The sequence below is a fragment of the Lacinutrix salivirga genome, assembly GCF_053604675.1.
Genome location: NZ_JBSHNP010000136.1, coordinates 1 through 13825 on the forward strand (window position 1 = coordinate 1; position 13825 = coordinate 13825).

General features: G+C 29.5%; 12 protein-coding genes. 9 read left to right on the forward strand and 3 right to left on the reverse strand.

Annotated features, from left to right (window positions below):
• Window positions 1-412: 412 nt before the first annotated feature.
• Entirely contained in the window at window positions 413-2314 is a 1902-nt protein-coding gene (locus ACVC5O_RS12740) for a putative porin (RefSeq protein ID WP_452221869.1), read from the reverse strand.
• Between the two features lie 228 nt (window positions 2315-2542).
• Here ACVC5O_RS12740 and ACVC5O_RS12745 point away from each other — a divergent pair, with 228 nt between their 5' ends.
• The 4 genes from ACVC5O_RS12745 (at window position 2543) to ACVC5O_RS12760 (ending at window position 9218) form a co-directional block, all read left to right on the forward strand.
• Window positions 2543-3142, forward strand: a complete 600-nt coding sequence (locus tag ACVC5O_RS12745; RefSeq protein WP_452221870.1) for a ribonuclease HII — start codon at window positions 2543-2545, stop codon at window positions 3140-3142.
• A 39-nt stretch (window positions 3143-3181) separates the two neighbouring features.
• Window positions 3182-5617 (forward strand): ribonuclease HII, encoded by a 2436-nt coding sequence (locus ACVC5O_RS12750; RefSeq protein ID WP_452221871.1) that lies wholly within the window; start codon window positions 3182-3184, stop codon window positions 5615-5617.
• A gap of 143 nt (window positions 5618-5760) precedes the next feature.
• A complete protein-coding gene (locus tag ACVC5O_RS12755) occupies window positions 5761-6420 on the forward strand; it encodes a hypothetical protein (RefSeq protein ID WP_452221872.1) in 660 nt (219 codons plus the stop codon).
• A gap of 53 nt (window positions 6421-6473) precedes the next feature.
• Window positions 6474-9218 carry a CHAT domain-containing protein gene (locus tag ACVC5O_RS12760; RefSeq protein WP_452221873.1) on the forward strand — a complete coding sequence of 915 codons (2745 nt, stop codon included), beginning with the start codon at window positions 6474-6476 and terminating at the stop codon, window positions 9216-9218.
• On the opposite strand, the gene ACVC5O_RS12765 is transcribed toward ACVC5O_RS12760, so the two are convergent.
• Entirely contained in the window at window positions 9211-9927 is a 717-nt protein-coding gene (locus tag ACVC5O_RS12765; RefSeq protein ID WP_452221874.1) for a tetratricopeptide repeat protein, read from the reverse strand. The two genes, ACVC5O_RS12760 and ACVC5O_RS12765, sit on opposite strands and share 8 nt — an antisense overlap.
• A 2-nt stretch (window positions 9928-9929) precedes the next feature.
• The gene (locus ACVC5O_RS12770; RefSeq protein ID WP_452221875.1) at window positions 9930-10499 is read right to left on the reverse strand and encodes an RNA polymerase sigma factor; all 570 of its coding nucleotides are present in this window, start codon (window positions 10497-10499) and stop codon (window positions 9930-9932) included.
• Window positions 10500-10641: 142 nt separating this feature from the next.
• Here ACVC5O_RS12770 and ACVC5O_RS12775 point away from each other — a divergent pair, with 142 nt between their 5' ends.
• The 5 genes from ACVC5O_RS12775 (at window position 10642) to ACVC5O_RS12795 (ending at window position 13757) form a co-directional block, all read left to right on the forward strand.
• Window positions 10642-10998 carry a hypothetical protein gene (locus ACVC5O_RS12775; protein WP_452221876.1) on the forward strand — a complete coding sequence of 119 codons (357 nt, stop codon included), beginning with the start codon at window positions 10642-10644 and terminating at the stop codon, window positions 10996-10998.
• 29 nt (window positions 10999-11027) lie between these two features.
• Window positions 11028-11870, forward strand: coding sequence for a DUF4412 domain-containing protein (locus ACVC5O_RS12780; protein WP_452221877.1), 843 nt, complete (start codon window positions 11028-11030; stop codon window positions 11868-11870).
• A gap of 121 nt (window positions 11871-11991) precedes the next feature.
• Complete coding sequence (locus tag ACVC5O_RS12785; RefSeq protein WP_452221878.1) at window positions 11992-12579, forward strand: outer membrane beta-barrel protein; 588 nt, start codon at window positions 11992-11994, stop codon at window positions 12577-12579.
• A 128-nt stretch (window positions 12580-12707) separates the two neighbouring features.
• On the forward strand, window positions 12708-13052 hold the full coding sequence (locus ACVC5O_RS12790) for a hypothetical protein (RefSeq protein ID WP_452221879.1): 345 nt from the start codon (window positions 12708-12710) through the stop codon (window positions 13050-13052).
• Between the two features lie 138 nt (window positions 13053-13190).
• Window positions 13191-13757, forward strand: a complete 567-nt coding sequence (locus ACVC5O_RS12795; RefSeq protein WP_452221880.1) for a collagen-like triple helix repeat-containing protein — start codon at window positions 13191-13193, stop codon at window positions 13755-13757.
• Window positions 13758-13825 lie beyond the last annotated feature (68 nt).

A 13825-nucleotide genomic window follows, 5' to 3' on the forward strand; every position in this document is an offset into this window, starting at 1 on the left:
TAACCGTTTCCAATTATAATTTTACGCTGTCAATTCAATATGTTTATGAACTTTTCTAAATTTTTATCCTAAGGCGTTTATCTCTTAGCGGGTGCAAATATAAAACTATATTTTAAACCCACAACTACTTTTTAAAAAAAATTTATTATTTTTTTTTAAAACCAGTAATCCAATAAAATATTATGAACTCTTCCCCCTTTTTTACCATAAATAATTTACGGCGTTTGAGGGGTGCAAATATAAAACCCTTTTTAGAATTAACAATGACTTTTTTGTCCTTTTTTTTTATTTATTTCTTTTAATATCCAAACACACTTAATCTCAATTACTTATATCTTAAAATGTTTTATGAAATTTTTTAAAATAACCTGTCCTTATTAATATATGAACTTTAAATAATTACTATTAAAGTTTAAAGAAAGAAGTTCCATACAATACCAAACCTTACTGTAAAGTCTCTGTATGGATGATTTGGAGCTGAATAATAATTATAACCTGTAAAAGAGGAATTAAAATGTTCTGCTTTAAGAAATATTCTTGTTTGTCTGATTTTTGCATTTATAAAGAAATCTAGCATTGGGAATCCACCAAATTTTTCTGTACTCTGAGAATAGAACTCTCCTAACAAAGGATCATAACCATTCATATTGTAATCGGAGAAATATTTAAGTGTTATTCCTGTTTGAAGAAACATTGCTTTATTAAATAAGTGATTTGAATAATACAAGGTGTTTCTTGTTACTATTTCAGGCATGTTAAATACTTGATTATTGTCTTTTACATTTTGGTACATTATAGTATTGTCCAAAGTAAAATTTCTATATGTGATTGCTTTTTGAAGTTTTAATCTTAAATAAGTAATAGACTCATTATTTTGAAATGGTTTAACAAGCTTAGATGTTTCTTCTTTTGAAAAATAAACAAAATCATTAATAGTTGAAATATCTAAATCTGCATTTACCAGTTTATTAGACTTTAAATTAAATGATAGTTGTTTGGTTTGAATATTACTAAAGTCGTTTTGCCAGTTATAATTTAGATAACTACTTTGATAAAGTTGTGTATTATAATTTGGAGCTTTAGAGTTTATGTTTATTTGAGCTCCCACTTTAATATCATCATTAAAGCTATACGATGTAAGCGCATTTAAATAATTACCCTCTAAATCACCAGTAACGTTAACCCCTAAAGCTCCCTTAAGATTAAACCCATTAATTTTTTTTTGATATGCACCTCCAATAGCAACTACATTACCTTTTAATCTGTTAGTTATTGAACTACCATTTAGAATAACCAACTTATCGTAACCATAATTAAAATTGTTATGGCTAACATTAAATTGCAGGTTGCCAATTATATCATTACCATAATTAAGTTGAAGTTTATTATATAAATTTTCCAAGGTCACCTTATCTCTTAACGAACTACTCCTGAATGATTCTCCAAAAAAATCATTACTTGCATTTTGTTCAAACTGATAATACTTATCGTCTAAATTTATGATATGATTTATACTTAAAGTATTCCTCGATAGTGAATCCTTCTTTTGAATTAAATTATAGGTATGATTTAAATAGAAGCGTTTTCCTCTTAAAATATTTTCAGCATTTTCAAAATTAACCTCTAATACTCCTCTATCTTTAAAAGCGTCTTCTCCAGACTCAAAAAAAGCAACGTTATCGTCTTGTAAGCCTCCATTTTCCTGATTTAAAATATCTTGAGATACAAAATGTGCATTTACAAAATAGCGACTGTTTTTTGTTTTGTAGCTGGTTGTAAACCTAAAATTCCCAGAGCTTGATAATATGTGTTGGTATTTCCCTAATGAGCGATTTCCTTTATAACCAATTGAAAAATTAAACTGCTTGGATGTATTGACTGTAAAAAATGCATCTAAAACTTGACCTTGCTCAAAGCCTGACTTATAAAACAACTCTGTTAAAGGAGTTGGTACATGATAATACTTAATATCATCAATTTCCATATAATTAAAATGCTTGGCATTAGCTCCAATACCTGGCATTAAGCTAGTACTTTCAAAATTATAACTTAATGTATTATAGGTTTGTCCCAAATTAGCGAAAGGCATTAACTCAAAATTATCTTTACGCAAGTAATTAAATTTATAATCCTTTGCTATTGTTAATGTAGTATCAACATAAGTGGTGTCTTGGACATGAGATATTATTAGATAGTCTGTAATCTTAGCGTCTTTATTTTTTATATTTTTATTAGATGTACTCCTAGTAGATCCTTTACGGATAGAATCGTTAAAAATTGAGTTACTATTAGATTGGTTTACACTTTTTTTCAAAGTAGGTTTCACTTGAGCCATCATACTCGTTGTAAAAAATGAAAGAAAAAATATTAAAAAGAAGTTTTTCATATAGAAATTAAATGCAACCAAATTAATTATAGACTGGTTTTCTATTTTAAATTTTAATTTTGCCAAAAATAGCAAATATCTTATTAGTTTTAGGCATTATGCTTTTAAAGAAGCATTAACGCTTACAATAACGCTATTTTAAACTTAATTATTTAGATGCTAAAGTTAAATTACTCCAAATTTTTACTAGAGTGTGGCACAGACGAAGCTGGTAGAGGTTGTCTTGCTGGACCTGTTACTGCTGCAGCTGTTATTCTGCCTAAAAAATTTAACAACAAAGTACTTACAGACTCTAAACAACTTAGCGAAAAGAAACGAGATTTATTAAAGCCAATAATAGAATTAGAAGCCTCTGCTTTTGCTGTGAGCCACGTTTACCAAGAAGAAATAGACAAAATAAACATCCTCAATGCTTCGATTTTAGCGATGCATCACTCTATAGATAATCTTAAAATAACACCAGAATTTATTATTGTAGATGGCAATAAGTTTAAACCATATAAGGGTATTGAGCATCAAACCATTATTAAAGGTGATAGTAAATTTTTGAGTATTGCTGCAGCTTCAATTTTAGCAAAAACTTATAGAGATGAATATATGAATGTAATCCACAAAGAATTCCCGATGTATAATTGGAAGCAAAACAAAGGGTACCCAACAAAACAACATCGAGAGGCCATTAAAAAATACGGAATTACAAAATACCATAGAAAATCCTTTAGATTACTTCCAGAACAATTCGCTTTAGAGCTATAATCTATAAAAACTTTTATATTTACATAAAATTAATGCTTAATGAAAAACTTTTGGTACGTACTTGTTATTTTTATTATCGCAATTAGCTGCGATTCCTATAAAAAACAAAAAGATTTAAGTCATTATATTCCTGAAAACGCTTCAGTTATTCTAAAAATAAATAATTTAGAACGTTTTAAAAGCAATCTAAACAACAACAATTTTCTTCAAACACTATCTCAAGTTTCCGACTATAAAACTATTAAGAATAAACTACAGTATTTAAACCACATTTCGACAAAAAATCCAGTATTTATTTGTTTTTCTTCTACTGAAAAAGATAGTCTTAACTATACGATTATTACTAAATTTCAACCTTCCGTTTTTAAAGTAGATAGTTTACCAAATCATAAAAAAGAAACTATTTCTTTTAAAAATGAAACACTCACAAAATCAACTATTAACAAACAAATTATATACAGTAGCATTACAGACAGCGTTTTTATAGGAAGCTCTAGCAAAACAGTAATTAGTGAGTTATTAAACGAAGACAAAAAACAACCAAACATAACTGATTTTGTAAATACTGTTAATAATAATAAAACGTTTTCTGTAATTATAAATACTAAGTATAAAACAGGAATTAATACGCTCTTTAATACAAGCGATTTAATGCTATCAAACTTAACAAATTTTGTGTCTGTTGATGTGGATATTGAGCAAGATCAAATTTATTTAAACGGCATTACTAAGGCAATTGATAGTAGTAAAAGTGCCATTAATGTGTTTAAAAACACAATACCTCAACGTAATCAATTAGCCGAAATTACTCCTTCAAACAGCGATGGTTTTTTAAGTATTACTTTTGATGATTTTGAAGTATTTAAAAGCAACCTACAGGCCTACAATCAAACTGAAACCTCTGCTCCAGACACAACACTTTTTAATTCAATTATCGAAATTGGCACTATTTACGAAGGCAATAAACAAGCAGTTGTATTAAATTCAACAGATGTTATTGCTACCAAAGATGCGCTTGCTAAAAACCAAAGCGTTATTGAAACTTACCGACAAATAGATATTTACAATTTTGATGCTCCAGAACTATTTAGCAACTATTTTTCACCTTTTATTACGTTTAAAAATGCTACTAAATATTGTATAATCGATTCGTTTATAATTTTTGCAGAAGAAATTGATGTACTACAAAACATTATAGCCAATTATCAAAACGAAACGACTTACATCACTAGAGACTATTACAAAACTATTTCACCTTACTTATCGAGTAACGCTTCTCTTTTAAATGTTAATAATCCATTTGGTTTTAAAGCTGTATTAGAATCCAATTTTAAAGAAGAGTTAGTAGCTAGTATTGCAAACTATAAAGCATCTGCTTTACAATTTGTGTACGATGGTAATTTTGCACACATTAATGCTATTGTAAAAAAGGAAAAGAAAAAAGCTGTACAGCATAGTGTTACAGAAACTTTAAACATTAAGTTAGACGCTACATTACTTAACACACCTCAACTGGTTATTAACCATAGAAACAAGCAACGAGAAATTGTTGTGCAAGACGTAAACAATAACCTTTATTTAATTTCCAATACTGGAGAAGTACTTTGGAAAAAACAATTACATGGTCCAATTCTTGGAGATGTAAAACAAGTAGATAGATATAAAAACGGAAGACTTCAATTGGTATTCGCTACACCAAACAGAGTGTATATGTTAGATAGAAACGGAAACGACGTAGATAACTTCCCTCTAAAATTTAATGATGAAATTACACAACCACTTTCAGTTTTTGATTACGACAAAAAGAAAAATTATCGTTTTTTCGTTACTCAAAACAAGGCTGTTTTGGTATATAACGCTAAAGGCAAAACCGTTAAAGGTTTTGGATTTTCTAAAGCTAGTAAAACAATAAATACTTCGCCTCAACATTTTAGAATTGGGAGCAAAGATTATTTAGTAATTAAAACCGATAATAAATTACACATATTAAATAGACGCGGACAAACAAGAGTTAGAGTTAAAAACAGCTTCAACTACTCTAACCAACCTGTATTTGCATATAAAAATAAGTTTACCACAACAACAGCAGATGGAACTCTTGTATCTATTGACCAAAATGGAAGTGCAACAACACAAAACCTTGGATTATTGCAAAACCACACACTAAAAACCACATCCAGAACCTTAGTCGCACTCTCCGAAAACAGATTAACAATAAAAGACAAAACGCTAGAACTCGATTTTGGCAACTATACTCAGCCATCGTTGTTTTTAATAAATAATAAAATCTATGTTTCGGTTACCGATTTACAGACTCAAAAAGTCTATCTCTACGATAGTAATGCAGAATTACTACCAAATTTTCCTGTGTATGGAATTTCTACAATAGATTTACATAATATGGATAAAGATTCTAGTTTAGAATTTATAACTAAAGGAGACGATAATACAATTTTAGCGTATAAAATTAATTAATCCAACTACCTATACTTTACCACTAAATATACGTTTTCTATTACCAGTTATACATCTTTATTTAAAATGTACAGTTTAAAGTGTTAACTTTAATGTGCTTCAAACATTAATTTAAAATAATTAACCACAAAAACAATTAAATTATGAGAGCAAAACTGCTACTATTACTAGTATTCCCAATTTTATTATTATCCTATTCCTGTGACGAGGATGATGTAATAATTATTCCTGAAGAAGAAGAACCAAATGCCGAAAATTCTTTGTACGAAAACGACCTTTTTCTCTTTTACTTAGAAAAGGAAATCGAATTGTCTAATGCTGCAATTGCTGATTTAGAGTTACTAATTGAAGAATCTGCAAATGACCCTGAGCAACAAGAAGCTTTTATAATGCAACAAGACAGCATTTATGGCGCAGTAGAAGCTTATGAAAGTGAATTTCAAATTGCTTTCGAGGAAAACCAAATAGGTATAATTCCTCCAAGACTACCTGTTCCTCCTCCTCCTCCTTGTCCAGGAATTGCAACATGCTTACCTGCTCCTGATTTATTAAAATATATTCTAGTTTTTTCGGAACATATAGAAAACGGGTTTTTAATAGAAATTGTAGAAAACAACAGTGAAGAGCTTATATATAGTAATGCGAATACTGAATTAACACCTTTAGATGGTACCGAAGAGTTAATATTTGCATCTAATATAGATTTAGGCGATTTTAATGGTGAAATGAGAATAAATATCACACGAAATGTGAATGGTAAACAACCAAGATCATACAGTGTAAGAGGAAATATTGGAGAATAAAACACCTATAATTTTGTATATTAGCTTTCAGCAGTAGCTGAAAGCTTTTTTTTATGTATAAAACCCTCAACATTGTATTCTGTTTGTTTTTTTCTTTCATTTTGTTTGGACAAAATAAAGATTCAGACTCATCAAAAAAACTCGATTCCTACTACAATAAAATTGGTCAATATTATTATACTAATAAAGATTCTGTTTATAAATATTACGACTTAATAAAAGAAAATGCTAAAAAGCATGATTTTTTAGAACATTATATTAGTGCACTAATTGGTGAAAATTATGCAGCAAGTTACTATTATGATTTAAATAAAATTAAAAACAACTTACAAGGTTTAGACAGTCTATATTCTACAAGAATTGAAGATATTAAAAAATTGGAATCTGAAAAAGACCTCTCACAATCACTAGAATATTCAAAAGGCACTTACTATTTCGAAATTAAAGATTTTAAACAATCTCGTGTACATTTTGAAAGGTTAATAAATAGTTTAAAAAAAAACGAACTCACTAACTTACTTACTACAGAAATAGATTTTCTATCTGTTAGCTATTCTTTTCTAGCTAAAATGTACACAGACGAAGGGAAATTTAATCTTGCAAAAGAGCTCTATAAAAAAAACCTTCACTTAATAAACACCTATAACCCAACCAATGTTTCTTATATAAATAGCACCTATAACTTATTAGCAGAAGTACATTTAAAAGAAAACAACTTTTCTAAAGCCAATTTTTATACATTAAAGGCTTTCCAATATTATTCAAATAATACAAAAAACACAAATAGTATTGTTACAACTGCAGAAAATTTAACCAATAATTACATACAATTAAAAAACCTAGACAGCGCAAAATTTTATTTAGGAAAAATGAAGGATGTTTTACCAGAAAACCATCCTTTTTGGTATCGTTATCATTTAGTAAATTCTAATGTATTAAAAGCAGAAAACAACTATCCGGAAGCCATACAACAACTAAACAATAGCCTAATTTTAGTACAAGAAAAATGGAATAATAAGCCACACAATGATGTGGTAGAAATTTATAACAAATTTGGCACGTTATATACCGAAGCCTCCAACCCAGAAAAAGCAATTGAATATTACAACTTAGCGTTAAAAGTATACGAATCCAATCCAATAAAATCCACCATAAACAAGATCACAATTCTAAAAACACTAAAAGGGAAAGCCAATGCTTTAAATCAAATTTATAATTATGAAGAAGCTATAAAAACTGTAGATGAAGCCGTTGCCATTTTAGACGACTTAAAACCTACATTTAAAGACAATACAGATAAATTATTTTTAATAGAAAACGCCTTTCCGCTTTTTGAATCTGGTATAAAAGCTGCTTTTAATCTCTATAAAACCTCAGAGGATGAAATGTATAGCAATAAAGCATTTTTATATGCCGAAAAAAGTAAAGCTGTACTATTATTAGAATCATTACTTAGTGTAAAAGCAACAGAATTTGCCAATATTCCTAAAACTGTCATAGAAGAAGAATTACTCATTAAATCCCAAATTACGCATTTAGAAAAACAGTTAAACTCTAAAAAAACTGAAGCTTTAGAAGATGAATTATTTAAACTAAAAACAAAACATATAAAATTTATTGAAACCCTAGAGAGCAAATACAAAAACTATTACGATTTAAAATACAACACTAAAGTTACAACTATAAAAGACACTAAAAAGCTACTCTCTAATTCTACAATGCTTCTCTCCTATTTTTATGGCGAAACTAATATATATACCATTGCTGTATCAAAAAATAATACCCAAATTATTGAAACACCTATAGCTTCTGACTTTAAAAACACTATTAATACCTTTCAAAAGCAATTAAGTGATCCAAACTCTAATGTAGAAAGTTTAAAATCACTTTCTCATGTTTTATTTGAAAGCTTATTACGTCCAATTAATATTCCAGAAAACATAAAAAACCTAGTTATTATAACAGATGGTGTTTTAAATTATATTCCGTTTTCTGCTTTAATAGATGATGGCTCCAATTATATAATTCATAAATATGCAACTAGTTATGTAAATTCTGCAACCTTGTTAAAACAACTACAGTCTAAAAAAGAAAATAACGGACAACTATTAGCCTTTGCACCAGAATTTAATACCACTAATAAGCTATTGCCATTACCAAATAATAAAAAAGAAGCTAATAACTGTTTACTTTATTTTAAAGGAAGAGTATTAGAAAACGACACAGCAACACTAACAAATTTTAATGCCGAAAGTTCTAATTATAGCATTTTACATTTAGCAACTCATGCTATTTTTAACGATGAGACTCCAGAGTTTTCGTTTTTAGCATTCACACCTCAAACAAATACAGATAGCGTATTATATACCAAAGATTTATATAATCTAAAATTAAACTCAGATTTAGTAACATTAAGTGCTTGCGAAAGTGGTATTGGAGATTTAAAACGTGGTGAAGGCTTATTAAGCTTAGCGCGTGGTTTTTATTTTAGTGGAGCAAATAGTATTTCTAGTACACTTTGGAAAATTAATGATGCCTCTTCCACAAAAATTATGAATCATTTTTACGCTAATCTTGCTGAAGGAAAAGACAAACAAGATGCGTTGCAGGACGCACAACTAAAATTTATAACCAATAATAAAGACACAAAATTAACGCATCCTTATTATTGGTCTGGTATTATTATTTCCGGAAACACAACTCCAGTTGTAACAAACTCGAATTGGATGTGGTGGATTATTGGAGTTTTAGCCTTAGTTATAATTGGATTTATAATTAAAAAACAACGTACTAGCTAAGCGCATTAAGTAAGGCTTTGGCTTCTTTCTTTTTATAATTATAATCTATTATTAACGTTTTTAAGTAGCTTTTAGCTTCCGTTTTATTTCCTTTTTTTAGCTCAATTAAAGCTAAATACCAAGTAGCCTCTGCTTTGAATTGAGACTTACTATTCATTAAATTATTCAATAATTTTTCAGCTTTATCCAAATCATTTAACTGCAAATAGGTTTGTGCTTTATAAAAATTATGGTCTGCTGTTTTGTTTTCAGCTTCAATTTTTTCAAAATTAATAAGTGCAGTCTCGTAGTCTTCAGCTTCGTAAGCAACAAAAGCTTGGCGTTCTATACTATTTATAGTGTCGCTTCGTGTAATAGGATATAAAGTGTTTGGATAAGTTGCGTAATTTGTTTCGTATAATTCGTTATAATCTACTCCAAAAAACGATTGGTATCCAAAATAACCAGCACCTAAAAAGAAAATTATAGACGCAGCAATTCGCCAATTAAAGCCTGGTTTATTTACTGTTTTGTGTTCCGCTTCAAAACTTTGCAATTTAGCTTTAAAGGCTTCGCTTTCTTTATCTTTTATTACGCGCTTTAAATTCTTTTCAAATTCAAATTGTGATTTAAATTCGGCATCCTTTTCTAAAAGGTCATTAAATAAATCTTCCTGGCTTGGTGTTAAGCCATTAGAAAAGTATAGGGATAATAATTCTTCGGTATTCATTGTTAATTAGGGTTTGCTATTATTTTTTCTTTTAGGGATTTCATACATCTAGATTTGGTGCTTTTAATAACGTTTTCGCTATTATATTTACCCAATTCCAAAATATCTTTAATGGTAAATCCTCTATAATAAAAGAGGTTTAATAATTCCTGACATTGTTTCCCAAGCGTTGCAAAATGCTTTTTCATTAACCGTTGCTCTGTTGTAAGGTCTTCGGTTTCAATTTCAAAAGCATCCACTACTACCTCATCTTTTCTAACAATAGTTAGATCAAAATCCGGATTAATAGTTTTGCTATTCTTTTTCATCTTGTCAAAAATTAAATATTTACCAATACTTATTAAATACGTCGATACACTACTGGTTAACACTTCAAGTTTTCCGCTTTTTACATTATTATAAAAGGCAACGTAAGCATCTTGGTACACATCTATAATATCGTCGTGCGATACATTATAGCGTCTGGCAAAATTGATAAACTTGTCGCGATTATCATTATAAATCTGCTTAAACAAAAGGTCAGAACCTTGTTTTAGCTCCTCTACAGTAATAGTATGTTCAACGTTATTCATTTAATAGCAATACATAAAAAAGGTTAACATTCTCTTTAGCTAATTTACTCATTTAATTTGTTTTATAGCCAAAACGCTACAATCAAAAAATTAGAAAACAAAAAAATGATTGGTGTTAACCTTTTTAAAAACTATCCATTAAATGGTAAATCTTAAAAAAGAAACACCAATGAAAACACTTTTAACTTTTATACTACTAATTTGTATTAGCGCAGTAACACATGCTCAAAGCGACTCTTTAGTAGTAAAATCCGACAATTTATTAGACATGCAAAGCAAAACACTTACCAAAATATTTGGTACAGAGTTAGACGGAAATGCAACTGGAGAATCCATTGGCTATTTAGAATTGCTAAATAGATCTGAATTAACAACAGAACAAAAGCAAGAATACAAAAACCTCTATTTTCTGCAAGCCGAAAAATTAACGCAAAGACAAAAAGACTCTTTAGGGAGAGTGTTAGAACAGAAAATTAGAGAAGCACAACGCGACGAATAACAATAAAAGAACCAATAAATAATAAAAAAATGAAAGCTTTAAAAACAACACTCTTATTAATTACATTATGTTTTGCCTTTAATGGTAACGCTCAAATTTGGAAAAAACTTAGCAAAAAAGCCGAAAAAGCTGCCGAACGTGCTATTGAGCGTAAAGTAGAAGAAAAAGCAGAACGCGAAACCGAAAAGGCATTTGACTCTACATTTAATAATTCTTCAAATAAGAAGAAGAAAAAGAATAAAAAAAGCAGTCCGTTTTCCATGAAGCAATCTACTGCTCAACCAGACAGCAACTATAATTTTACCCATAAATACGTTATGCAAATTGAGCATGAAAAAGGGAATATGGCACTTACTTACTTTTTAACCAACACAGGAAATTACATTGGCAGTAAAATGGATATTGGTAAAAAAAATAACCAAAACATGCTAATGATAATGGATGCAAATAAAAATGCTGTTTTTATGCTTATGGATATGAAAGATAGAAAAACACTAATGGCTAGTGATTTTGATTTTAGTGATGTTGTTGATGAGAGTACAGACAATCAAAACGTAAACGTAAGTAAAACAGGAAAAACCAAACAAATTTTAGGATATAATTGCGAAGAGTTTATTGTTTTTGGAGACGATTTTAAAGGCACCATTTGGGTCACACAAGAAGCTGGTGTACAATTTTTAAACCTAACCTCTGGTATGAAAAAAAATAAAAACTTTAACTCGCAATGGTTTAATTACGCTAAAGGCTTGGTAATGGAAATGAACATGGAAGACACCTCTAAACGCAAACCAAAAAAAGTAGTAATGCGTTGTATAGCCTTAGATAAAGAAGATTTTTCTATAGATACAACCGCATACAAATCCATGTTTTAAATTTGAATTAGTCACAAATTTTTAGAAAAACCCGAAGTAAATAGCTTCGGTTTTTTTTATACCTGTTAACCTTTGCTTTCGCTTTACTATTAACAATAAACTAATTATAAAATCTTAAATTATGAAACAACTTATTTTTACACTAGCATTATTGGTAACACTATCAAATTATGCTCAAGAAAGCTTTTCGGCAAAAACTGAAGGTAGCTTTTTAGCCAATGGAACTATTGGAATTATCCACACTAACGAAAAAGTTAAATTTGATGGTAACACTAACGATGTAGGATCTACATTCCAAATTACTGCTACACCAAAAGCAGGTTATTTTATTAAAAACAATTTAGCCATTGGTTTAGAATTGGAAGTACGAACAAGTTCTAGCAAAATTGAAGGTTTTGACGAGAAAACTACAACCTCAGGCATTGCAATTGGTCCATTTGCAAGGTATTATTTTGATAATAACTTATTTGCCGAAGCTTTAGTTGGTGTTGGTTCTAACAAAACATCCACTAGTTTTGGTGATTTAAAATCTAACATCCTTGCGTTTCGTGCAACTGCTGGTTATGCTTTTTTTATAGGAGATCATATTGCAATAGAACCTGCAATAAATTACACCTACCAAAGTCAAAAACCAAAAGATAGCGAAGGTGATGCTAAAACTATTTTAGGCACTGTATTTTTTAGTGTTGGTTTTACAGCCTTCTTTTAAAAACCTAGTCTTCAATACCATAAAGCTCAATGTCCTTAAAGATGTTGAGCTTTTTTTTTAAAAAAACTGTTAACCTTTTAAAATCTATAGCCATTAAATAGTAGCTATTAATTTTAAAAACAAACATCATGGCAATTAAACAATTTTCAGTAAACAATTACAAAATGGCCTTAGGCTACAAAAGCTCAGCAACTTGGGGAGGAACACAAATTCAAATCCAAGGGTACATTACATGTTATGGAGATGGACACCGTTTTATTATCTATTTCCTACATGAGGATAGTCCAAAACCACAACCCACTTTTATTCCAGCAAACAAAGTTGGTGCAATTTTTATTCCATTTAAAGACATGCAAATGTATGTAGATATGGTAAGAAACGAAAAACCAGTGTATGCGTATTTAAATTCTTCTAAACCAGAATGGAATAGCATAAAAACATCTAATGAGCCTGTTGGCGAAGAAGAAAGCTAGGCAAAAGTAATTAAATCCCTAAGCCAAAAAATCCAAAATACTATTTGTTTTGGATTTTTTTTTAACGCCTTGTTAACCTCTAAAAAAAACAACTATTAATTAGTAAACAAATAAATTAATCCTTTAAAAATTAAAACAATGAAAAATTTAGTAAAAAACACAAAGTACATTTTATTAGCCTGTATAGTAGCATTTAGTTTTGCATGCTCTGCCGAGGATGGAGAAGATGGAGCTGTAGGTCCAGCAGGACCAGCTGGAACAGATGGCACAAACGGAACTGATGGTAATGCTAATGTGCAAGTATTAACAATTGATGCAACTAGTTTCGCAGGATCATCAGACGATGTTACTGTACCAGAACTAACACAAGATGTTATAGATAATGATGTCGTTTTAGGTTATTTAACAGATGATGGAACTAATTGGGTACCTGTGCCTTGCCCTTTCGATACGTATCAATTTGATTTCTCAGTACATGTAACTTTAACAGACGGATTTTACTCGTTAGATTATGGTGATGGTAGTGGTAATGCACTTTCTATAAGCGCAGGAGACCTACAAACACTAAAAGTAGTTATTATAGAAGCAACAACTGCTGCAAAATCTAGTAACAAAAAGCAACACGTTTATAGTGAGCTTGAACAAGCTGGTGTAAATAGCAACGATTATTATGCTGTTTGTAATTATTACGGAATTGCTTACTAATAAATCTTAAAAATAATTTATAAAACCGAAGTGAAAAGCTTCGGTTTTTTTTATGCCTTTTTCTTTAT